25 protein-coding genes and 1 pseudogene are annotated in these 18,859 nt (G+C 66.6%); 21 read left to right on the top strand and 5 right to left on the bottom strand.

The annotated features are described in order from the left end of the window. The first annotated feature begins 64 nt into the window (after nt 1-64). The 11 genes from IP86_RS06975 to IP86_RS06930 all read left to right on the top strand — a co-directional run bounded on the left by IP86_RS06975 (nt 65) and on the right by IP86_RS06930 (nt 9,974). Nucleotides 65-1,465, top strand: coding sequence for a TAXI family TRAP transporter solute-binding subunit (locus IP86_RS06975; RefSeq protein WP_054161795.1), 1,401 nt, complete (start codon nt 65-67; stop codon nt 1,463-1,465). A gap of 127 nt (nt 1,466-1,592) precedes the next feature. Then, nucleotides 1,593-1,757 (top strand): Flp family type IVb pilin, encoded by a 165-nt coding sequence (locus IP86_RS06970; RefSeq protein WP_082363873.1) that lies wholly within the window; start codon nt 1,593-1,595, stop codon nt 1,755-1,757. A 158-nt stretch (nt 1,758-1,915) separates the two neighbouring features. Next, nucleotides 1,916-2,053 carry a twin-arginine translocation pathway signal protein gene (locus IP86_RS28575; RefSeq protein ID WP_156332424.1) on the top strand — a complete coding sequence of 46 codons (138 nt, stop codon included), beginning with the start codon at nt 1,916-1,918 and terminating at the stop codon, nt 2,051-2,053. A gap of 304 nt (nt 2,054-2,357) precedes the next feature. After that, nucleotides 2,358-2,507 (top strand): hypothetical protein, encoded by a 150-nt coding sequence (locus IP86_RS28995; RefSeq protein ID WP_197279667.1) that lies wholly within the window; start codon nt 2,358-2,360, stop codon nt 2,505-2,507. A gap of 233 nt (nt 2,508-2,740) precedes the next feature. Beyond that, complete coding sequence (locus IP86_RS06965) at nt 2,741-4,420, top strand: methyl-accepting chemotaxis protein (RefSeq protein ID WP_054161793.1); 1,680 nt, start codon at nt 2,741-2,743, stop codon at nt 4,418-4,420. Nucleotides 4,421-4,535: 115 nt separating this feature from the next. Further along, nucleotides 4,536-5,564: a hypothetical protein gene (locus IP86_RS28570; RefSeq protein ID WP_156332423.1), complete on the top strand. Its 1,029-nt coding sequence runs from the start codon at nt 4,536-4,538 to the stop codon at nt 5,562-5,564. Beyond that, nucleotides 5,557-6,828 (top strand): DNA-packaging protein, encoded by a 1,272-nt coding sequence (locus IP86_RS06950; RefSeq protein ID WP_054161790.1) that lies wholly within the window; start codon nt 5,557-5,559, stop codon nt 6,826-6,828. The genes IP86_RS28570 and IP86_RS06950 overlap by 8 nt, the downstream gene beginning before the upstream one ends. Nucleotides 6,829-7,022: 194 nt before the next feature. Continuing rightward, nucleotides 7,023-8,195 carry a phage portal protein gene (locus IP86_RS06945; protein WP_054161789.1) on the top strand — a complete coding sequence of 391 codons (1,173 nt, stop codon included), beginning with the start codon at nt 7,023-7,025 and terminating at the stop codon, nt 8,193-8,195. A 56-nt stretch (nt 8,196-8,251) separates the two neighbouring features. Next, entirely contained in the window at nt 8,252-8,479 is a 228-nt protein-coding gene (locus IP86_RS06940) for a hypothetical protein (RefSeq protein ID WP_054161788.1), read from the top strand. Then, nucleotides 8,476-8,673, top strand: a complete 198-nt coding sequence (locus tag IP86_RS06935; RefSeq protein WP_054161787.1) for a hypothetical protein — start codon at nt 8,476-8,478, stop codon at nt 8,671-8,673. The genes IP86_RS06940 and IP86_RS06935 overlap by 4 nt, the downstream gene beginning before the upstream one ends. 590 nt (nt 8,674-9,263) lie before the next feature. After that, the gene (locus tag IP86_RS06930) at nt 9,264-9,974 is read left to right on the top strand and encodes an HK97 family phage prohead protease (protein WP_054161804.1); all 711 of its coding nucleotides are present in this window, start codon (nt 9,264-9,266) and stop codon (nt 9,972-9,974) included. Nucleotides 9,975-10,120: 146 nt separating this feature from the next. Here the strand turns inward: IP86_RS06930 and IP86_RS29585 are convergent, their stop codons facing one another. Continuing rightward, nucleotides 10,121-10,243: a hypothetical protein gene (locus tag IP86_RS29585; RefSeq protein ID WP_283804771.1), complete on the bottom strand. Its 123-nt coding sequence runs from the start codon at nt 10,241-10,243 to the stop codon at nt 10,121-10,123. Nucleotides 10,244-10,346: 103 nt separating this feature from the next. Between IP86_RS29585 and IP86_RS28565 the strand changes: the two genes are divergently transcribed. The 5 genes from IP86_RS28565 to IP86_RS06910 all read left to right on the top strand — a co-directional run bounded on the left by IP86_RS28565 (nt 10,347) and on the right by IP86_RS06910 (nt 13,913). Beyond that, complete coding sequence (locus tag IP86_RS28565; protein WP_156332422.1) at nt 10,347-10,715, top strand: hypothetical protein; 369 nt, start codon at nt 10,347-10,349, stop codon at nt 10,713-10,715. Nucleotides 10,716-10,856: 141 nt separating this feature from the next. After that, nucleotides 10,857-11,216 carry a hypothetical protein gene (locus tag IP86_RS06925; protein ID WP_156332421.1) on the top strand — a complete coding sequence of 120 codons (360 nt, stop codon included), beginning with the start codon at nt 10,857-10,859 and terminating at the stop codon, nt 11,214-11,216. A gap of 40 nt (nt 11,217-11,256) precedes the next feature. Further along, the gene (locus IP86_RS06920) at nt 11,257-11,688 is read left to right on the top strand and encodes a hypothetical protein (protein ID WP_054161785.1); all 432 of its coding nucleotides are present in this window, start codon (nt 11,257-11,259) and stop codon (nt 11,686-11,688) included. 146 nt (nt 11,689-11,834) lie between these two features. Beyond that, a complete protein-coding gene (locus tag IP86_RS06915) occupies nt 11,835-12,545 on the top strand; it encodes a hypothetical protein (RefSeq protein WP_156332420.1) in 711 nt (236 codons plus the stop codon). A gap of 114 nt (nt 12,546-12,659) precedes the next feature. Further along, a complete protein-coding gene (locus IP86_RS06910) occupies nt 12,660-13,913 on the top strand; it encodes a phage major capsid protein (protein WP_054161783.1) in 1,254 nt (417 codons plus the stop codon). 166 nt (nt 13,914-14,079) lie between these two features. Here the strand turns inward: IP86_RS06910 and IP86_RS06905 are convergent, their stop codons facing one another. Both IP86_RS06905 and IP86_RS06900 read right to left on the bottom strand, forming a co-directional pair. Beyond that, a complete protein-coding gene (locus IP86_RS06905; protein WP_054161782.1) occupies nt 14,080-14,637 on the bottom strand; it encodes a hypothetical protein in 558 nt (185 codons plus the stop codon). Then, complete coding sequence (locus IP86_RS06900; RefSeq protein WP_054161781.1) at nt 14,634-15,233, bottom strand: ComF family protein; 600 nt, start codon at nt 15,231-15,233, stop codon at nt 14,634-14,636. The genes IP86_RS06905 and IP86_RS06900 overlap by 4 nt, the downstream gene beginning before the upstream one ends. A 115-nt stretch (nt 15,234-15,348) precedes the next feature. Between IP86_RS06900 and IP86_RS06895 the strand changes: the two are divergent. The 3 genes and pseudogenes from IP86_RS06895 to IP86_RS06885 all read left to right on the top strand — a co-directional run. Beyond that, a pseudogene (locus IP86_RS06895) lies at nt 15,349-15,582 on the top strand (phage major capsid protein); the annotation flags it as partial. Nucleotides 15,583-15,706: 124 nt separating this feature from the next. Continuing rightward, nucleotides 15,707-16,081, top strand: a complete 375-nt coding sequence (locus IP86_RS06890; RefSeq protein ID WP_054161803.1) for a DUF2019 domain-containing protein — start codon at nt 15,707-15,709, stop codon at nt 16,079-16,081. A gap of 176 nt (nt 16,082-16,257) precedes the next feature. Next, nucleotides 16,258-16,494 carry a hypothetical protein gene (locus tag IP86_RS06885; RefSeq protein WP_054161779.1) on the top strand — a complete coding sequence of 79 codons (237 nt, stop codon included), beginning with the start codon at nt 16,258-16,260 and terminating at the stop codon, nt 16,492-16,494. A 39-nt stretch (nt 16,495-16,533) separates the two neighbouring features. On the opposite strand, the gene IP86_RS06880 is transcribed toward IP86_RS06885, so the two are convergent. Then, the gene (locus IP86_RS06880; RefSeq protein WP_054161778.1) at nt 16,534-16,848 is read right to left on the bottom strand and encodes a hypothetical protein; all 315 of its coding nucleotides are present in this window, start codon (nt 16,846-16,848) and stop codon (nt 16,534-16,536) included. Between the two features lie 256 nt (nt 16,849-17,104). Continuing rightward, nucleotides 17,105-17,863, bottom strand: a complete 759-nt coding sequence (locus IP86_RS06875; protein WP_054161777.1) for a S1 family peptidase — start codon at nt 17,861-17,863, stop codon at nt 17,105-17,107. A 60-nt stretch (nt 17,864-17,923) separates the two neighbouring features. Here IP86_RS06875 and IP86_RS06870 point away from each other — a divergent pair, with 60 nt between their 5' ends. Both IP86_RS06870 and IP86_RS06865 read left to right on the top strand, forming a co-directional pair. Next, on the top strand, nt 17,924-18,484 hold the full coding sequence (locus tag IP86_RS06870) for a head-tail connector protein (RefSeq protein WP_054161776.1): 561 nt from the start codon (nt 17,924-17,926) through the stop codon (nt 18,482-18,484). Next, complete coding sequence (locus IP86_RS06865; RefSeq protein WP_054161775.1) at nt 18,481-18,801, top strand: head-tail adaptor protein; 321 nt, start codon at nt 18,481-18,483, stop codon at nt 18,799-18,801. The genes IP86_RS06870 and IP86_RS06865 overlap by 4 nt, the downstream gene beginning before the upstream one ends. The last annotated feature ends 58 nt before the right edge of the window (nt 18,802-18,859 follow it).

Here is an 18,859-nt window from a genome sequence, read left to right as displayed (position 1 = left end):
CGAGCGGCGCATGGCGCTCGCCAAACGGTCCGGGTAGCGCAGATGACGACACCGAGTAGCAGCGATGGCATCGCCTGACGGCAGCAGCGAATCCCTGCGCAAGCGGCGGCGGCGCAACCGCGCCCGGCTGATGCTCGCCACGGTGGTGACGGTGCTGATGCTCGTCGTCGGAACGCTCGGCCTGCTGTTCTACGAACTGCGGCCGGTGACGCTGCGGATCGCGGTGGGGCCTCCCGGCAGCGACGATCTCAAGCTGATCCAGGCGCTGGCGCAGACTTTCGCGCGCGACCACAGCGCGGTGCGGCTGACGCCCGTGGTCACCGACGGCGCGTCGCCGAGCCTCACCGCGTGGAACAAGGGACAGGCCGATCTGGCGGTGACGCGTGGCGACCTCGATCTGCCGAGTGACGCGCAGGCGGTCGCGATCCTGCGCAAGAACATGGTGACGTTGTGGGCGGTGCCAGGCAAGACCCGGAAATCCGGCGCGGTGAAGAGCATCGCCGATCTTGCCGGTCGCAAGGTCGGCGTCATCGGACGCACGCCCGCCAACGTCAAGCTGCTCCACGTCATCCTGAGCGAGTCCGGCGTCGCGCCCGACAAGGTGCAGACCGAGCAGTTCTCGACCGGCCAGATCGCCGAGATGGCGCGCGATGACTCGCTGTCGGCTTATCTCGCGGTCGGGCCGCTCGACAGCAAGACGACGGCGGAGGCGATCGCTGCCACCGCCAAGGCGCGCGGCGAACCGCGCTTCCTGCCGATCGACGTCGGTGACGCGATCGCCAAGAAGTATCCGATCTACGACTCCGAGGAGATCCCCGGCAGCATCTTCTCGACGTCGCCGGCGCGGCCGGAGGACAAGGTCGACACCGTCAGCGTCAATCATCTGATCATCGCCAAGAAGGCCCTGTCGAGCGTCACCATCACGCAGCTCACAAGGCAGATCTTTTCGGCGCGGCAGCAGCTCGCGCGTGAACTCCCGATCGCCGGCAAGATCGAGGCGCCCGACACCGACAAGGCGGCTGCGCTGCCGGCGCATCGCGGCGCGGCGGCGTTCATCGACGGCACCGAGCGCACCTTCATGGAGCGTAACAGCGATTACATCTGGGGACTGATCGTGCTGCTGTCCGGCCTCGGCTCGGCCGGAGCGTGGTTTCGCTCCTACGTCACGCGCGACGAGCGCGCGGTCGGCACGCGGATGCGCGATCATGCGCTGGCGCTGGTCGCCAAGGCGCGCAAGGCGGAATCGCTCGACCAGCTCGACGCGATGCAGCACGAGATCGACCACATCGTCCGAGACATGCTGGATCTGTACGACGATGGCGCGATCGACGATCTGGCGCCGTTCAACCTCGTGCTCGATCAGTTCCACAACGCGCTGGTCGACCGCCGCGGCGTGCTGACGATGCCGAGCGCCGGCCTCGCGCCGACGCAGCCCGATCCGTTCGGCGTCGCCGGCACCGGCTGACGAGAGTTGCTCCGCCGGTTCCAATTCTGAAACCGTCTCAACTCTCCAGTAACCACTCGGCGCGTAGTTTCTGCCCACCGCGGCAGAAGCCGCTATGGCCTGCGACGGCATCATCCAGGAGGCGAGCGTGCGACGCCTGATTTCAAGATTTATTTCCGCTAACGACGGCGCCACGGCGATCGAATACGCCCTGATCGCCGCCGGCATTGCGCTGGTGATCGTGACCGCGGTCAATTCGATCGGCGACAAGCTCAACACCAGCTACACCGCGGTCAACAACGCCCTTCAGTAGTTCGCGACGCGCGGCGCATCGGCTGCGCCTGTGCGGCGCCGCGCGGATGGTTAAGCAACGTCCTTCGGCCCTCCGCAAATTCGTGCGAATGGGCTGCGCGAATCTTCAGAGACCTCGACTATCAACGCCTTCGCACGGAACCAACATGCGGGGGCATCATGCAGCAGACCGACTTCCATCCAGCTTCGCTCGGCTGGCTGACCGGGCGTGACATCGTGGCTGGATTGATGATCGCGGCCGTCTTCCTGGCGGTGACGCCGATCATCGGCCTGTTGCTCCTCCTGCTGATGGGCTGACCGCGGGACCTTCCGGCGGCGTCCGAAACTCTTGCGGCAAACCTGTGGCAGCGTGGCCGGGGCGCGCATCGCGCTCGCGGCGAATGGTTCTCAGGAAAAAAGTCCTTGACAGCGTGACGCTGCCGCAGTACGGTCCGGGCATGCTCCACAATTGGGTTTCGGGACGAGCTGCTGTGAACCGGCGGCGCGATGCGCGAATCCTGCCGACTCCGGCCCACGCATCGATGCCGGAACATCGCGAGTGCCTCTGCGTTGGCCGCTGGGAGGGTGCCCTCGGGCATCGTGATCAGCAGGGAGGGCAGCAATGGCACCGAAGGATCCGAGCCGGGTGGTCGAAACCGCCACAGAGGTGAGGCAGGGAGAGCGCGGGCCGTCCGTGCTGGCACTGATGATGGCGAGCACCGGGCTGGCCATCCTGATCCTCGGCGTGATCTGGTTCGTCTGGTTCAGATAGTCGAATGATCGATCGATGGTCGATCGGCGACTGATCGCCGATCGAGAGCCTACCTGAGGCACGTAATCGTCGTGGCGGCCTCTGCGACGCCCGACCAAGTATCTGCCCCAGGTCATGGTGCCGGTCGGTAGTTCTACCGGGCGTATACTTAATTGATTGTTGGAACTTCCCGCTCAAAACGACAACCAATGTCATCGACGGCAACTGCCGCGTCGCTTTGAGCAGGAGACACCATGTTCGGCCGCAAATCCAGGAACGACGCGACTGCCCTGACATTGATGGCCGCCAAGGCGGTTCGCGCCAATATCATGGTGTCGGATGCCAATCTCGACATCGTCTATATGAACGATTCGGTCACGGCGCTGCTGCGCGATGCCGAAAGCGATCTGCGCAAAGAGCTGCCGAACTTCAACGTCGATACGCTGGTCGGTACCAATATCGACGGCTTTCACAAGAACCCCAGCCATCAGCGGCAGATGCTGAAGAACCTCAGCTCGGTGCACCGCGCCACGATCAAGATCGGGCCGCGGGTGTTCGACCTGATCGCGACGCCGCTCAACAACCAGAACGGCAGCCGCGCCGGCGTCGTCGTCGAGTGGGCCGATGCGGCGATCCGGCTCCAGAATCTGGATTTCGCCGGGCAGGTCGCCGCCGCCAACCGCTCCCAGGCGGTAATCGAGTTCAACATGGACGGCACGGTGCGGACCGCGAACGAGAACTTCCTGAAGACGATCGGCTACTCGCTCGACGAGATTCAGGGCAAGCACCACAGCATGTTCGTCGAGCCTGCTATGCGGGACAGCCCCGCTTATCGGGAATTCTGGGCGGCGCTCAATCGCGGCGAGTACCAGGCGGCCGAATACAAGCGGATCGGCAAGGGCGGCCGCGAGATCTGGCTGCAGGCGTCCTACAATCCGATCTTCGACGACAAGGGCAAGCCGGCCAAAGTGGTGAAGTTCGCCACCGACGTCACCGAGCAGAAGCTGAAGAACGCCGACATGGCCGGGCAGATCGAGGCCATCCGCAAATCGCAGGCGGTGATCGAATTCGACATGGACGGCCGTGTGCTGATGGCCAACGACAATTTCCTGCACACGTTCGGCTACACCATGGCCGAGATCAAGAACAAGCATCACAGCATGTTCGTCGATCCGGCGGAGCGCGACGGCAACGCCTATCACGCCTTCTGGGCGTCGCTGAACCGCGGCGAGTATCAGGCGGCGGAGTACAAGCGCATCGCCAAGGGAGGCCGCGAGGTCTATATCCAGGCGTCGTACAATCCGATCCTGGATCTGAACGGCAGGCCGTTCAAGGTCGTGAAGTTCGCCACCGACGTGACCAAGCAGGTCCTGGCCCGGATCGGCAACGAACAGGTTCGCGGCATGATGGAGACCGTGGCGGCCGGCGCCGAAGAACTCAACACTTCGGTGCGGGAGATTTCCGAGACCATGACCAAGTCGCGCCAGACGGCCGCCGGTGCGGTGGAACGCGTGGCCAATGCCGACGCCCAGGCACAGCGCCTCAACAGCGCAGCGCAATCGATGAGCGGCATCGTCGAATTGATCAACAACATCACCGGGCAGATCAACCTGCTGGCGCTCAACGCCACGATCGAATCCGCGCGGGCCGGCGAGGCGGGGCGCGGCTTCGCCGTGGTGGCGGCCGAGGTCAAGAACCTCGCCAACCAGGCCAAGCAGGCCACCGACAAGATCGGCGAGGAGATCAGCAGCCTGAATATCATTTCGGGCGACGTCGCCGGGGCGCTGAATGCGATCAAGCAGGCCATCAACGACGTCAGCGAATACGTCACATCGACTGCCGCCGCGGTCGAAGAGCAGAGCACGGTGACGAGCGAAATGTCGAGCAGCATGCAGCGCGCCGCCTCCGAGGCCGCGCGGATCGCGGCCGGCTGATCAAGCCGGCTCCCCGTTTTTAGCAAAGGCCCTGCGCCGCGCAGATCATGCGCGCGCGGGGCCTTTGTGTTTTCAGCCCGCTTCGTCGTGAGCGGGCAGGCAACGGACTTCTCTCATGCCCAGGACTCGTTCCCAGCCGGCAGCCGTCAAACCGGCTGCACGATCGGCCCGTCGCGCCACGGCCGGACCCGTCGCCGCGCGGGACGCGACGCTCGCCGTGTGCGCCAAGCCGGTCGACGAAGCGATCCGGATTGATCCCTCCGACACAGACGGGCGTGAACGCGTGGCGCGTGTGCTGGCGCGCAAGACCAAGACTGCGAGCAGGTCGGCCAAGTCGGCGGCGCCCGCCAAGGCCGCCAAGCGCGCGACCACCAAGCGCGTTGACGAGAGCGCGCCCAACGCCAGCGCCGACAAGGCGATCACGCCCAGAATCTCTGCGTCCAAACTATCCGGGACCGGAACGTCCGCATCCAGGATGCCCGCATCCAGGACGCCCGCATCCAGGAAGCCGGCATCCAAGAAACTGGCATCCGAGACGTCCGGAGCCAAGACGCCGGCATCCGGGAAGGCAACGGCGCGGAAAGCTGCGCCGACCAGATCGCCGCGCGCGAAAGCGTCAGTCGACGATGCGGCCGCCGCGGTGGCCGAGGTGCCAAGCAACACGTCAGTGCCCGAGCAGCCCCTGGCCGTGCAAGACGAGCCGCCGGTCTTGGCCGAGCCGGAAGCCGCGGCGAAGGATGGTGCAACTGACGCGGCGGAGGCGCCGCGCCGGCGCGGGCCGAGCGGCGTCACCCGGACCGCGGTCGACAAGCTCGACGATCCGCCGCCCGAGAGCGGCGTGTCGCTGATCGACAGCGTCAGTCGCGCGGTCGAACGCGAGATCACCCAGATCGGCGTGATCGTCGGCGGCCATCATTTGAAGCAGGCGCAGCGCACCGAGGCCGAACGCCGCGCCCGCACCTTGGCGTCGCTGGCGCGCACGCTGGCCGAACTGCGCAAGCTGCGCAGCGACGAGGACCGCAAGAGGGCACGCGATGACGATGCCATTCCCCGAGATCTCGACGAGCTCAGGCGGGCGCTTTCGCGACGATTGGAGCAGATGGTCGCAGGCGCAGCGGAGCTACCTGCTGCAGGGGATGAGTGAAGCCGAGCTGGCATTTCTCGACGCGCAGTGGGACGTGTTCGCGCACGATCACCAGCGCCCGCCGGACTTCGCGCCGAACGGCCGGCCGTGGCTGACCTGGCTGATGATCGGCGGCCGCGGCGCCGGCAAGACCCGCGGCGGTGCCGAATGGATCCGCTGCCAGGCGCTCGGCCTGCCGCCATTCGCCAGCGAGCCAGCCGCGCGCATCGCGCTGGTCGGCGAGACCGAGCACGACGTCCGCGAAGTGATGATCGAGGGCGTCTCCGGCCTCCTGGCGGTGCATCCGCCCGATCAGCGGCCGCAATGGCAGCCGTCGCGCAAGCGGCTGGAATGGAGCAACGGCGCGGTGGCGCAGGCGTTCTCGGCCGACGATCCGGAAAGCCTGCGCGGCCCGCAATTCTCCTGCGCCTGGTCCGACGAGATGGCGAAGTGGCGCTACGCGGAAGCGGCGTTCGACATGCTGCAATTCGGCCTGCGGCTCGGATCGCAGCCGCGCCAGCTGATCACCACCACGCCGCGGCCGACCGCGCTGCTGAAACGATTACTTGCCGATCCGGCGGCGGTGACGACGCGGGCGCCGACGCAGGTCAACGCCTTCAACCTGGCGCCGACCTTTCTCGACGCGGTGCTGACGCGCTACGCCGGCACGCGGCTCGGCCGCCAGGAGATCGACGGCGAACTGGTCGAGGAGCGGCCCGACGCGCTGTGGTCGCGCGCGCTGATCGAGAGCTGCCGCGTCACTGATGCGCCGCCGCTGGTGCGCATCGTCGTCGCGGTCGATCCGCCGGCATCGGCGACCAAGCGCGCCGATTGCTGCGGCATCGTCGCGGCCGGCATCGCGGAGAGCGGTGTGGTCTACGTGCTGGCCGACGACAGCGTCGCCGCCGCGACGCCGACGCTGTGGGCCAGCAAGGCGATCGCGCTGTGGCGCCGGCTCAGTGCCGACGTGCTGGTGGTCGAGGTCAATCAGGGCGGCGACATGGTGCGCACGGTGATCACCGAGATCGACCCCGGCGTCCCGGTGCGCCCGGTGCGCGCGCTGCGCGGCAAATGGCTGCGCGCCGAGCCGGTCGCGGCGCTGTACGAGCAGGACCGCGTCCGCCACGCCGGCTGCTTCCCCGCGCTCGAAGACGAAATGTGCGACTTCGGCCTGACCGGCCTATCGAACGGCCGCTCCCCCGATCGCCTCGACGCGCTGGTCTGGGCCGTGCATGCGCTGGCGCTGCAGCCGAAAGCGGCCGAGCCGCGGATACGGGTGCTGTGAAGCGAGAAGGCCACTCTAGGGCGTCGACGATATCGATGCTTCTCGTCATTGCGAGCGAAGCGAAGCAATCCAGCGCGACCAGCACGGCGCTGGATTGCTTCGTCGCTTCGCTCCTCGCAATGACGGGTGCGGAGCAACGACGCTGAGTGCCGCAGCATGTGCGCAAGCTCATTCGTCAACAATGGAATCTCCCTATGTTCGACCGTCTCAAGGCCTATCTCGCGCCGCCCGAAACCAAGGCCTCGCGCACTGCGCGGCTGCTGGCATTCGAGGCCGGCGGCATCGCGCGGTGGACGCCGCGGGACTACGCCGGGCTGGCGCGCGAGGGCTATCTGCGCAATGCGATCGTGCATCGCTGCGTGCGACTGATTGCCGAGCATGTCGGGGCTTGCGTGTACTCCGTGTTCGACGGGGCGCAGGAGAAGGAAGCGCATCCGCTCGCGCTGCTGCTGGCGCGGCCCAATCCGCGGCAGGACGGCGCGGCGCTGCGGGAGACGCTGGTGGCGCATCTGCTGCTCGCCGGCAATGCGTATCTCGAGGCGGTCGCGCTCGGCGATCAGGTGCACGAGCTCTACGCGCTGCGGCCGGACCGCATGAAGGTGGTGCCCGGCGCCGACGGCTGGGCGGAGGCCTATGACTACAGCGTCGGCGGCCGCAGCGTGCGGTTCGATCAGCACGGCGCGATTCCGTCGATCCTGCATCTGACGCTGTTTCATCCGCTCGACGATCACTACGGCCTGGCGCCGCTCGAGGCCGCCGCCACGGCGGTCGATACGCACAACGCCGCGTCACGCTGGAACAAGGCGCTGCTCGACAATTCGGCGCGGCCGTCCGGCGCGCTGCTGTATGCCGGGCCGGAGGGCGCGGTGCTCAACGAGACGCAGTTCGACCGGCTCAAGCAGGAACTGGAGCGGACATATGAGGGCGCCGCCAATGCCGGCCGGCCGCTGCTGCTCGAAGGCGGGCTCGATTGGAAGCCGATGGCATTGTCGCCGAAGGACATGGACTTCCTCGAAGCCAAGCACGCGGCGGCGCGCGAAATCGCGCTGGCGTTCGGCGTGCCGCCGATGCTGCTCGGCATTCCGGGGGACAACACGTTCTCGAACTATCAGGAAGCCAACCGCAGCTTCGTCCGCCAGACCGTGCTGCCGCTGGCGACGCGCACCGGCAACGCGCTGGCGCAATGGCTGGCGCCGCAATTCGGCGACAGCGTGCGCCTCGTCGTCGACACCGACCAGATCGACGCGCTGGCCAGCGACCGCGCCGCGCTGTGGGACCGCATCACCGCCGCGCCGTTCCTGACCCTCAACGAAAAACGCGAAGCCGTCGGCTACGCGCCGCTGGAGGGCGGCGATCGGCTGGGGTGAGGGCGGCAAACTCATCAGCAGGACGCGTACAGCGTCCGCATCTCAGGGAGAGGCCGATGTCCGAGGTGATCAAGACGTTTACCGAGCGCGGCGACCTCGCGCATCTCGCGCTGCTGCTGTGGGCGGCGGCGGCCTCGGCCGGGCTGTGGTTCGCGCTGCGCGAGCTCGCGGCGGCGTCGCGACGCTTCGACGATTTCGTCCACGCGCTGGAATTGTTCAACCGCCGCGCCCGGCGGCGCGAGCGCAGCGCGCTGGAGCATGACGACGAAGGAGGGGCACGATGAACGATGAGGCTCAGCCGATGGACCGGCTGCACCGCGTGATGACGTCGATCCGCAGCGAGACCAAGTCCGCCAAGGATCCGACCCGGGTGTTTCGCGAATTCATCAGCCATCTCGACCAGGCCCAGCGCTCCGCCGCGCGCCGCCCGCGGAGCAAGCCGACCCCGCGGCGCCCGTCGCGCAAGCGGGCGAAGTAACAGATCCTCCTGCGTCTCGCACGAAGATGCCGCGCGCAGCGGTGCATCGTAGATGCGGGACCCCGGTTGGTGTTTCGGCGCGTCGCTGAACCGGGGCCCCGGATCTGCGCAGCGGTACTGCGTACCGCAGCTTGTCCGGGGCACGTGCAGCAGATTCGTAATCATCCGGTAGAGACGAAGTAGCGACGCCCACCAAACCCGTGTCCCGCACGAAGATGCAGCGCGCAGCGGTGCATCGTAGATGCGGGACCCCGGTTGAGCGTCGCGGTGTGTTGCGAACCGGGGCCCCGGATCGGCGTCGCGCCCCTGCGGGTCGCGGCTTGTCCGGGGCACGTAGAGACGTTTCGTAACCGTCCAGAAGAAATCGAAGTAGGCGACGCCCACCAAACCCGTGTCCCGCACGAAGATGCAGCGCGCAGCGGTGCATCACAGATGCGGGACCCCGGTTGGTGTTTCGGCGCGTCGCTGAACCGGGGCCCCGGATCGGCGCCACGGCCCCGCGGGCCGCGGCTTGTCCGGGGCACGGTGTGTTCATCGCTCGCCGTCTTTCGCTCGACCTCATCCTCCATCCGCTGATCGACGAGGCGCTCATGCTTGCCCCGCTGTCCGATGCTGGCCCGGCGCCGGCGCGATTGGTGCTGGCCGAAGACGGCAGCATCGAAGGCTATGCCAGCCTGTTCGGTGCCGTCGATCAGGCGCGCGACATGGTGATGCCCGGCGCCTTCACACAGACGCTGAAGAGCCGCGGCCTGCGCAAAATCCCGATGCTGTTTCAGCACGACCCGAGCGAGCCGGTCGGCGTCTGGCTCGAGCTCGCCGAGGACTGGCGCGGCCTGCGCGCGCGCGGCCGGCTGATCCCGGACGTGGCGCGCGGTCGTGAACTCCTTGCATTGCTGCGCGCTGGCGCGATCGACGGGCTGTCGATCGGCTATCGCACCGTGCGCGGCCAGATCGATCCGAAGACGCGGGTGAGGCGGCTGTATCAGGTCGATCTCTGGGAGATCTCGATCGTCACCTTCCCGCTGCTGCAGGGCGCCCGCGTCGGCGCGGTGAAGCAGGGGCCACCGTCCTCGCCGCAGCGCCGCGCCGCCGAGGCGGCCTGGCGCAATGTGCAGAGCCCGCCGGCGTCGCCGGCCACGCCTATCCACCAACGATCAGGATCGGCCGCCGCCGCGGATGCACCGGCGCCGGCCATCCGGCGCGGGCGGCAAGTGACAACACTCGCCTCCCGCGCCGGCCGCAAGGCGGCGCTGGCGGGGATAACCGGCCGCGCGGGCGTGAGCGGAGCTTTGCACAAGTAGCAGCGCTGCGATCCGCGGCGCCCTCACCCCAGCCCTCTCCCGCAAGCGGGAGAGGGGGCGCGCTGCGCAGCGGCGCTTCATCAGTATTCCTGATCAACAATCGAGGCCCCGCCGATGTGGAGCTCCACCGCGAGCACCGCCGCGTATCAGCGCGCGCGATTCATGCAGCCCAACCCGGCGCGCTGGATGCGCCCGGACGCCGAGCGTTGGATCAGGCCCGATGTGGCGCGCTCTATGACGAGCGGAATCGTTGCCTTGATGATCAGCATCCCAATGCTCTGAACCTGGACGGCAGTGCGCAGCGGCTATACCCTCAATGCGTTGCCTGTAGCTTGAGACAAAGTTGGAAGGTCGGAAGGTTAAAGGTTCGCAATGAAGCAATCATGCCGATTAGCTCCCCCTAATTCGATATTCTTTATCGAAGATGCGGCCGGCGCGGAGCTCCCACCAATCGACGGGAAAGCGCCGCGAATTTGGGCGTCGCAGAACGGTATCATCGTGGGCTGTTTGAGTTTTATGGATGGCGAGACTGAGTTCACGGCATCGGACTCAGCGGAAGACGCTGCTCATTCTATTCCGACGTTTTCTGGCGATGTGGCGACACCGAGCGGCTCGATCGAAGTATCGACCTCTGAGCGCGAGGTGCTCTTGCGTATTCCTGTCGCGGGGGCGGTAACTCGTGTGCGCATCTGGACTAACCACCCGAGCGAGCCGGATCAAATCTTGGCGGTGTTTGGATGACGCCAAGATAGTCGATGAAGCTCCTTGTTTGTCGGCGCCCGAGGTCAAAGGTGCGAAGGCAGATGATCCGCTATACTATGCTCGAAAATAGCGGAGGCGATTGTGACGAATTCCAAAACTCGTTACACGCGCGAAGAGTTCTTGCCCCTTTGGACCGCTCTGCGCGAGCGCGTCATTGCGTATTTCGAAAGCTTGGGCAAATTCATCGATCCGTTCGGAAAGAAGGATTTCTGGGTGGTCGACGAGGACCTCGGCGTTGCGCTGGTGGAAGTCGAGATTACGACTCTCGACCTGCTCGACCCGCCCGTGATCTACGCCTTGCGCGACATGGTGCGGGAATATCCGGGCTTCGCTATCACCGTGTCGGTGGCGCTGCCTGGTACTAATTGGCCAGGGATGGGGATCGCGCTGGTGCAAGGTGAGATCGTCGACGGCCTGAAGCGCTCGTTTCTGCCGCTGCCATATTGCAATTTGCACTATCTCGGCTCGCGCCCGGAGTAGCCGACTGCGCCGGGGCGATGGAGAAGCAGCGGGGCTGACAGTGACCGAGGGAGATCATCAGTCGCGCGAGTGGCCGCTCCTGAATGCGCGGATCGACCATGAGCTTCAAAGCTACAGCCGTCGCGGAGAAAATTATCGGCTGATTGATTTCGACCAAGGCATCTACGAGCAGTTCGTCGAGCTCAAGAATTTCGATCTGTTACAGCCTGACCTTCTGATGCGGCTGCAGGCGATCCTCGCGGACTTCCCCGATTGGTCGATCGAAGTGAATGTTCTCGATCACGAAGATCGAACGGTCTGGCGGGAGATGATGGTGGAGATTACGCACGACCGCATCATCGATCGGCTGCGGCACGATCTGTTGCCGCAGCATCTGCGGCAAATGCGGTTCGGGACGACAATCGACGATTACAACGAGGAGATGGCCGCGAAGGTTCGGCGGCTGATGCGCAAGCAGGCGGAGCGCGGATAGCGCGGCCCAGCGTATTGACTGGAAGAGCGGCGCTCGGCGGCTCCGGCGGGCACTGCGGATGTTCGTGGGGGACGGCCGTGATAAGCTCCATCAATTTCTCTCCACCAAATTCCATCGTGTTCGTGCACAGCAAACAAGACATGGTGATGCCGACGCCGCCCTGGGGCGCGTATGTGTCGGCATCGAACAGCTGCCTCATCCTCGGCTGCATGCCGGACATCGACGGGCCGACGCAGATCGTGCTCGGCGACAGCGCCGAGGTCGATCCGGGTCGGCCGGCGGATTTCGTCTCGCTGCTGCGGGTGCCTGACGGCGAGGTTCGCGTCACGACGGTCGGGGATGAGGTTCTTCTCCGGATGCCGGCGCCGCCGCTCTCGTTGGTGGAGGTCTGGCGTAGCCATCCGAAATGGCCGGAGACGGTGATCATCGGGATCAGTCCGCCCGCAAGTCGCTCGGCGCTGCCGGCGATGCTGCCGACCGAGCAGGCGACGCGGGCCGTGCCCGATCTGCCCGAGGGCGTCGATCGCTTGTTTCTCCACAATGCGGTGATGGCGGACCGTCCGGACGTGTTCAATCCCTGGCTGTCGGATCGGACTTTGGCGTCGGGACTTGTCGTTCCGATCGCTCCGGCGTCGAAGCTGGAGGTGACCGATGCCGAACCTGCCATGTCCAACGATCCGGTGTTCGATGCCGTTTTGCCGACGCCGAACCGGCGCGTCGGTATCTTTCCGAACGACCGCCGTGTCATGCTGAGGGTCGACACCGCGGCCAAGCTGACGCGCGTCCGCGCCTGGGTCGAATTGCGTCCCGAAGGAGCGATCGTGATCCTGGCTCTGACCCCATCGGAAGAGCCGTAGCATCTCACTGCCATCGCGCCGGTTCGCCGGCGCGCCGTCATCACATCCAACGCCGTGGCGTCCCGCCGCGGCGTTTTCGCTTGTGCAGACATCAACGCCCACCAGGAGAACCCCATGGACTACGACATCGACACCGCCGCGCCGGAGACCAAGGCCGGCTTTGCGTCGGAGCGCGACATGCATGACGAGCTGCTGCGCACGCACGACGAGTTCAAGGCCGCCAATGACGAGCGGCTCGCCGCGCTCGAGCGCCGCCGCGGCGACGTGCTGTTGGAGGAGAAGGTCGACCGCATCTCCGATGCGATCGACTTGCGGCTGAAGCGGATCGAGGACTACGCGCTGAAGCAGGCGCGGCCGCAGCTCGATGGCCGTCGCGCCGATTATTTCGCGGGAGGCCGCGAGCACAAGAGCGCGTTCGAGACCTATGTTCGCTCCGGCGATGCGGCGCCGCTGCGCCAGATCGAGACCAAGGCGCTGTCGATCGGCTCCAATCCGGACGGCGGCTATCTGGTGCCGGTCGAACTCGAGCACGCGATCGCGTCGCGGCTGGCGGCGATCTCGCCGATCCGCGCCATCGCGTCGGTTCGCGAGATTTCCGGCAGCGTCTACAAGAAGCCGTTCATGACGGCGGGGCCGGCGACCGGCTGGGTCGGCGAAACCGACGCGCGGACGCAGACGACGTCGCCGACGCTCGACGCGTTGTCGTTCCCGGCGATGGAGCTGTACGCGATGCCGGCGGCGACCGCGACGCTGCTCGACGACAGCGCGGTCAACATCGACGAGTGGATCGCCTCGGAGGTCGAACTCACCTTCGCGGTGCAGGAGGGCGCGGCATTCGTGCACGGCGACGGCGTCAACAAGCCGAAGGGATTTCTCGCCTCGCCGGTGGTGGCGAACGGCTCGTGGAGCTGGGGCAATCTCGGTTACGTGGCGACGGGTGCCGCCGGCGCGTTCCCGGAGGACGATCCGTCCGACGTGCTGGTCGATCTGATCTACGCGCTCAAGGCCGGCTACCGGCAGAACGGCGCCTTCGTGATGAACCGCAAGACTCAGGCGGCGATCCGCAAGTTCAAGGACTCCACCGGCAGCTATCTGTGGCAGCCGCCGGCGCAGGCGGGCGGCCGCGCCTCGCTGATGACCTTCCCGCTGGTCGAGGCCGAGGACATGCCGGACATCGCGCCGAACTCGCTCAGCGTCGCGTTCGGCGATTTCCTCCGCGGTTATTTAGTAGTCGATCGCCAGGGTGTCCGCGTGCTGCGCGATCCGTATTCCGCCAAGCCCTACGTGCTGTTCTACACCACCAAGCGCGTCGGCGGCGGCGTCCAGGACTTCGATGCGATCAAGCTGCTGAAGTTCGCGGCGAGCTGAGCGCACGGGCGCGGCACCGTTGGGTGGGTTGGGCGTACAGAGCCGCATCCCACCTTGCGGCGACCGCCGACTTGTGGCCCGGACGAGCAAAGCGCCACTCGGACGCGGCCACCCGCAAAATGCTGCGCTCAAAGCGGGCTACGGCCGGCCCGCTTACTCAAATTGATCAGATCGCCAACGAAAGTTGCTTTTGCGACAGACCCTGCAATCGCGCGCCGAGCCCGACCTTGTCCTCGGCCTTGGCGCGCGCACTATTAGACATCATCGTCAGCAGATGCTCCAATCCCGCGACATCGCCGACGGTAACGAAATCCTTCATCTTGTTGACGAACACCACGGTTTTCTTGTCGCGGTCGAGGAGTTCGATGACGTTGCTCAGTGTGCCGGTGCTCTTGCTGTCCCAGATCATCAGACCGACGTCGCTAACACGAGCCATTTCGAGGTCTTTCGCAGTGAAGAATGCGCGACTGCCCGGCGTGGCCGTTGGATGAACGGACCTCACCGCCCAGCCGCCGACATTGTTACGCGGTTCGTTTCCGCTGCAATACACCGTCACGCGGCGCGCAGCATTCTCTGCCAAGCAAGCCTGAATCGACGTGTCGGCACCGTCCGCATCGCCGACAACGACATCGAGGTCGGATGCCGCGATGGTCGCGATGCGCTGCCTAACCCTGGCGTCGAGGCGGCTGATTGAAAGCGAACCTGCGATGAACACGGTTGTCACGAGATACGTCCCTGTATGATTGCGCCTGCGTATATCTTTCCGATCTTCGGATAGGTGCGTAGGGCAGCGCAGACAGCTTCCATCGAAGCGCCAGTATAGAACAGATCGTCGAGCAGCAGTGCGTTCCATTGGCCAGCGTTGGTGACCACATCATTTACCGCGAAACGGCCGGCGAGTGCAGCCGCTTTCTCATCTTTCGAGGTCAAATTCTTGAGCTGCGGTGCGCCCGCGGGAGCAGCCGTTTTGACCACCATCGTCTCAAACACGGGAATATTTGCCAATCGTCCGAGTTCGCGGGCGATCTCCGTCACGGGTTGCCGCGGGCGTTCTACAGAGGCTGGCATCGGAACGATCAGGCCGACATCGGGAAGGAGCGGCAGCAGGGAAATGCGAAGCTGCTCCGCAAGCGGCTGCACTTGCATCCAGTCGTTTCGGTATTTGAGCTTGAAGAGCGCTTCGCCCGGCTCCGATCTAGTGTTGTCGAACCGGTCATGCCCATGCTCGTCCTTTCCAAGATAGACGCTAGATATAATATGTTTGTCCAGCGCGTAGCCCAAATCCCAGTTGCCCGCTAAAGCCCTAACTGCCACCTGCATCTTTTCATCCCAACGCTCTAATGTTGCGGCATCGCGCTGCAGCCTCAACTATGGGCAGAAGTCGCTGATTGTTGTTGCGACGGCAAGACGGGACCTTCCCGGACACGCAGGAGTGTGCGTCTTCCCGCTGGTCGAGGCCGAGGACATGCCGAACATCGCGGCGAACTCGCTCAGCGTGGCGTTCGGCGACTTCCTGCGCGGTTATCTCGTGGTCGATCGCCAGGGCGTCCGCGTGCTACGCGATCCGTATTCCGCCAAGCCCTACGTGCTGTTCTACACCACCAAGCGCGTCGGCGGCGGCGTCCAGGACTTCGACGCGATCAAGCTGCTGAAGTTCGCGGCGAGCTGACGAAGTATCGGACGGCGCGCCTGATCGGCGCGCCATCTACCCGATACGTTATCCGGCTGGAGCCTTGGAAATTGCGACGTCATGCGCGATCATGATTTCCGAGGCCGCACACCGGATCGCTCACATGACGAAGAGAACTCGGTATCAAGATGCAGCCACGTCGGAACTCGTCGCGTTGTTCGAAACCATCACGACGGAGCAATGCGATGCGAGTTGGTGCTGGCAGGCGTCGCGGTATAATCGGCTTTTCGGGCAGATGGTGGCTATCTGCGACGAGTTGAAGTCGCGTGCTGGCGATCAGCGTTTGGCATTGCTGCCGCTACTGCAGTCCGAGAACGTTCAGGTGCGGCTGATGGCGGCGATCCAGCTTCTCGCGCTTGCGCCTGATCAAGCCAGAAGCGCACTGGAGAGTGTGGTGGCCTCGGGATACATGCCCCAGGTCGCGGACGCGCGCGGCATGCTGCGAGCGCTGGACGAAGGCACATATGTGTCGCAGTGACTGGTGAGCCGGCTTTTGGCTCAGTAGGATCGGTCGAGCGCCAGCGACCACACTGTGCGATGCTCGTGGCGATGTGACTCGGCGGGGGCTGCGGCTCACCCGCCCGGCAGCACCCCTCGCGGGTCGGTCGCGGAACCATCGCGCGCCGCGGGATTTGCCGCGGGAGGGAGGACCGCATGAAGCGAACAATCACACTATCCGCCGCCTGTGCCGCGCTGGCGCTGGTCGCTTTCGCTAGCGGCCCGGCCGCCGCGCGCGGCGGGGCGCCGAGTATCATGGATTCGCCGGGCTATCAGCGCCGGCTGCAGGAATCGCGGCAGCAGCTGCAGCAGCCGTATACGACGCCGCCGGCGGTGTATCCGCGGCAGCGCGTCGACACGCCGCGCAAGGCCAAGCGCAAGCCGCGGCGCTGACGGCGTGACGCCGCGCGGGTGCCCGGTCGCGGCAGCGGCTTAGCAGTAGCCGTGCCAGCCGCAGGCATAGGGCAGGCGGCTGTAGATCGCGCTCGCCGGCGTGCCGTAGTAGTTGAAGTAGTGATAGGAGTTCGGCTTGCCGTAATAGCCGTTGACCAGCGGCGGGATGTCGACCTCGGGCGCGTAGACCGGGTAGGCGCTGATGGTGTCCTGCGGCGGTTGAACGACGACGGCGACGCGGCCGCGCGCTTCCGGCTCGGCAAAGATTTGCCCGATCTTGCTGCGCATCGGCAGATCCGCCGCCCGCGCCGGCACGGCGGCGAGAGTAAGCAGCAGCAGGACAGCGAGGCGCATGGGTCGGCTCCGGTTGAGCTGGCACGGTGCGGCAACATGGTTAATGAATGCTGAAGGAGGCGGGGCGGACTGGGGCGGCCTCAGCCACAACCCGCAGCCCTCATGGTGAGGAGCCCGGCGCAGCCGGGCGTCTCGAACCATGAGCGCCACGCGCGATGCGCTCGCGATGCCCGCGGCCCATCCTTCGAGGCGCCCCGGCTACTCAGGATGAGGTGTTTGCTTGGCGAAGCTGGGAGATGGCTGCAAAGCGCTGGGCCTACCTTGCCAGCGCGCTGCCCCAGCTTTGCGCGGTGCGCTCGATCCAGTCGCGATACAGCGTCAGCGGCGTGATGCCGGTGAGGCCGCCGCAGCCGGCGGCGTTGCCGGCGCCGGTCGACCACGACACCACGCCGATGATCACGGCGCGGCCGTCCTGCGCTTGCAGCGCCGGGCCGCCGGAATCGCCGGTGCAGGCGCCCTGGCCGTCGCGGGCGTTGTTGGTTGCCGGATCGACCAGGCGGATCTGCAGCCGGCCGGGGCGGCCGGTGGCGACCAGCGCGGCGCTGCGCACGGTGCCGCCGCTCTTGCCGTCGCCGCGGATCGCGACGCCGATGCCGGCGACGGTGAAGCTCTGGCCCGCCGCGAGCGGATCGCCCGGCGCGCCGAGCGGCAGCGGCGATTTGCCGGGCAGGGGGGCGGCGAGCTGCAGCAGCGCGACGTCGGCGCTGGCGCGATGCGCCAGCACCGCCTTGATGTCGAACGACGGATGCGCGGCGACACGGCGGATGTCGCGCAGCTGCGGCTGCCTTTGCGCGTCGAGCTGCACGATCTTGTAGTCCGCGCCCGGGCCGACGCAATGCGCGGCGCTCAGCACCAGGTCCGGCGCGATCAGCGTGCCCGAACAGAAATTGCCGCGCGAGCCGACGATGGTGACCACCGCGCGGCCGAGCGCCGCATCCTCGCGCGCGCCGCCGACCATCGCGGCGGCGGGGGTGGCAAGAGCGGTGAGAAGCAGCGAGAGGGCGAAAGCGCGCATGCGCCTCACCAGCCCCGCCGCGGCGCCGCTGTCAACCGGATCATGACGAAGGAGGCCGGCATGGCCGCGCTGCTATTGACGGGGCCGACGGTCGAGCCGTGGACCGTCGCCGAATTGAAAGCGTTTCTGCGCGTCGAGCACGAGGCCGACGACGCGGTGATCGCCTCGCTGCTCGCCGCCGCGCGGGGCCAGGTCGAGGCGCTGACCCGCCGCGCGCTGCTGCTGCAGAGCTGGCGGCTGAGTTACGAGTCCTGGCCGCGCGACGGGCGGATTCGGCCGCGGCTCGGGCCGCTGCGCGCGCTCACCGCCGCGCGGGTGATCGGTGCAGCCGGCGGTGCGCAGGCGATCGACGTCGGCCGCTTCGTGGTCGATGTCGCGGGCGGGGTGATCATCGCGCCGGCCGACGCGCTGCCGCAGCCGGGGCGCGGCATCGCGCTCGATGTCGAGCTCGGTTTTGGCGCATCGCCGTCCGATGTGCCCGAGCTGCTGCGCCACGCGGTGCGGACGCTGGCGGCGCATTGGTACGACAATCGCGGCCTGGTCGCGGTCGGCAGCAGCGTGGCGATGCTGCCCGGCAGCGTCGCGGCGATGCTCGCGAGCTTCCGGGTGCCGGCGCTATGAGCGATCCCGGCAAACTCACCACGCGCCTGACCCTCGAGGCGCCGGTCGAGAGCGATGACGGCCAGGGCGGCGTCGTGCGCAACTACGCGGCGCAGGCCGTGCTGTGGGCGCAGCTCGCGCCGCATCCGGCGCGCGACCGCGTCACCGCCGACGATTCCCGCGCGGTGCAGCGCGTCAGCATCACGCTGCGCGGCGGCGTCGCGCTGAGCCGCGCACATCGCTTCAGCGATGGCGCGCGGATCTATCGCATCGTCAGCTGGCGCGCCCGCGACCGCGGCGCCTGGCTCGAGATCGATGCGGAGACAGAACTCACCTGACGTCACCCTCCCCCGGAGGGGGAGGGTCGCTCGCGCAGCGAGCGGGGTGGGGTGGCGA

The organism is Rhodopseudomonas sp. AAP120, assembly GCF_001295845.1.
In the GTDB taxonomy this organism is placed as follows: domain Bacteria; phylum Pseudomonadota; class Alphaproteobacteria; order Rhizobiales; family Xanthobacteraceae; genus Rhodopseudomonas.
Note: the sequence above shows the minus strand (reverse complement) of the source record. Positions and strands in the feature narration are given on the sequence as shown.

What these genes read in the sequence shown, in the direction of transcription:
- IP86_RS06945 (WP_054161789.1), top strand. Translation starts at nt 7,023, where the DNA reads ATGTTCGACCGTCTCAAGGCCTATCTCGCGCCGCCCGAAACCAAGGCC.
- IP86_RS28570 (WP_156332423.1), top strand. Translation starts at nt 4,536, where the DNA reads ATGCCCAGGACTCGTTCCCAGCCGGCAGCCGTCAAACCGGCTGCACGA.
- IP86_RS06865 (WP_054161775.1), top strand. Translation starts at nt 18,481, where the DNA reads ATGAGCGATCCCGGCAAACTCACCACGCGCCTGACCCTCGAGGCGCCG.
- IP86_RS06880 (WP_054161778.1), bottom strand. Translation starts at nt 16,848, where the DNA reads ATGCGCCTCGCTGTCCTGCTGCTGCTTACTCTCGCCGCCGTGCCGGCG.
- IP86_RS06935 (WP_054161787.1), top strand. Translation starts at nt 8,476, where the DNA reads ATGAACGATGAGGCTCAGCCGATGGACCGGCTGCACCGCGTGATGACG.
- IP86_RS06950 (WP_054161790.1), top strand. Translation starts at nt 5,557, where the DNA reads ATGAGTGAAGCCGAGCTGGCATTTCTCGACGCGCAGTGGGACGTGTTC.
- IP86_RS06870 (WP_054161776.1), top strand. Translation starts at nt 17,924, where the DNA reads ATGGCCGCGCTGCTATTGACGGGGCCGACGGTCGAGCCGTGGACCGTC.
- IP86_RS06910 (WP_054161783.1), top strand. Translation starts at nt 12,660, where the DNA reads ATGGACTACGACATCGACACCGCCGCGCCGGAGACCAAGGCCGGCTTT.
- IP86_RS28565 (WP_156332422.1), top strand. Translation starts at nt 10,347, where the DNA reads ATGAAGCAATCATGCCGATTAGCTCCCCCTAATTCGATATTCTTTATC.
- IP86_RS06890 (WP_054161803.1), top strand. Translation starts at nt 15,707, where the DNA reads ATGACGAAGAGAACTCGGTATCAAGATGCAGCCACGTCGGAACTCGTC.
- IP86_RS06885 (WP_054161779.1), top strand. Translation starts at nt 16,258, where the DNA reads ATGAAGCGAACAATCACACTATCCGCCGCCTGTGCCGCGCTGGCGCTG.
- IP86_RS28575 (WP_156332424.1), top strand. Translation starts at nt 1,916, where the DNA reads ATGCAGCAGACCGACTTCCATCCAGCTTCGCTCGGCTGGCTGACCGGG.
- IP86_RS06875 (WP_054161777.1), bottom strand. Translation starts at nt 17,863, where the DNA reads ATGCGCGCTTTCGCCCTCTCGCTGCTTCTCACCGCTCTTGCCACCCCC.
- IP86_RS28995 (WP_197279667.1), top strand. Translation starts at nt 2,358, where the DNA reads ATGGCACCGAAGGATCCGAGCCGGGTGGTCGAAACCGCCACAGAGGTG.
- IP86_RS06915 (WP_156332420.1), top strand. Translation starts at nt 11,835, where the DNA reads ATGCCGACGCCGCCCTGGGGCGCGTATGTGTCGGCATCGAACAGCTGC.
- IP86_RS06965 (WP_054161793.1), top strand. Translation starts at nt 2,741, where the DNA reads ATGTTCGGCCGCAAATCCAGGAACGACGCGACTGCCCTGACATTGATG.
- IP86_RS06975 (WP_054161795.1), top strand. Translation starts at nt 65, where the DNA reads ATGGCATCGCCTGACGGCAGCAGCGAATCCCTGCGCAAGCGGCGGCGG.
- IP86_RS29585 (WP_283804771.1), bottom strand. Translation starts at nt 10,243, where the DNA reads ATGCTGATCATCAAGGCAACGATTCCGCTCGTCATAGAGCGCGCCACA.
- IP86_RS06930 (WP_054161804.1), top strand. Translation starts at nt 9,264, where the DNA reads ATGCTTGCCCCGCTGTCCGATGCTGGCCCGGCGCCGGCGCGATTGGTG.
- IP86_RS06940 (WP_054161788.1), top strand. Translation starts at nt 8,252, where the DNA reads ATGTCCGAGGTGATCAAGACGTTTACCGAGCGCGGCGACCTCGCGCAT.
- IP86_RS06900 (WP_054161781.1), bottom strand. Translation starts at nt 15,233, where the DNA reads ATGCAGGTGGCAGTTAGGGCTTTAGCGGGCAACTGGGATTTGGGCTAC.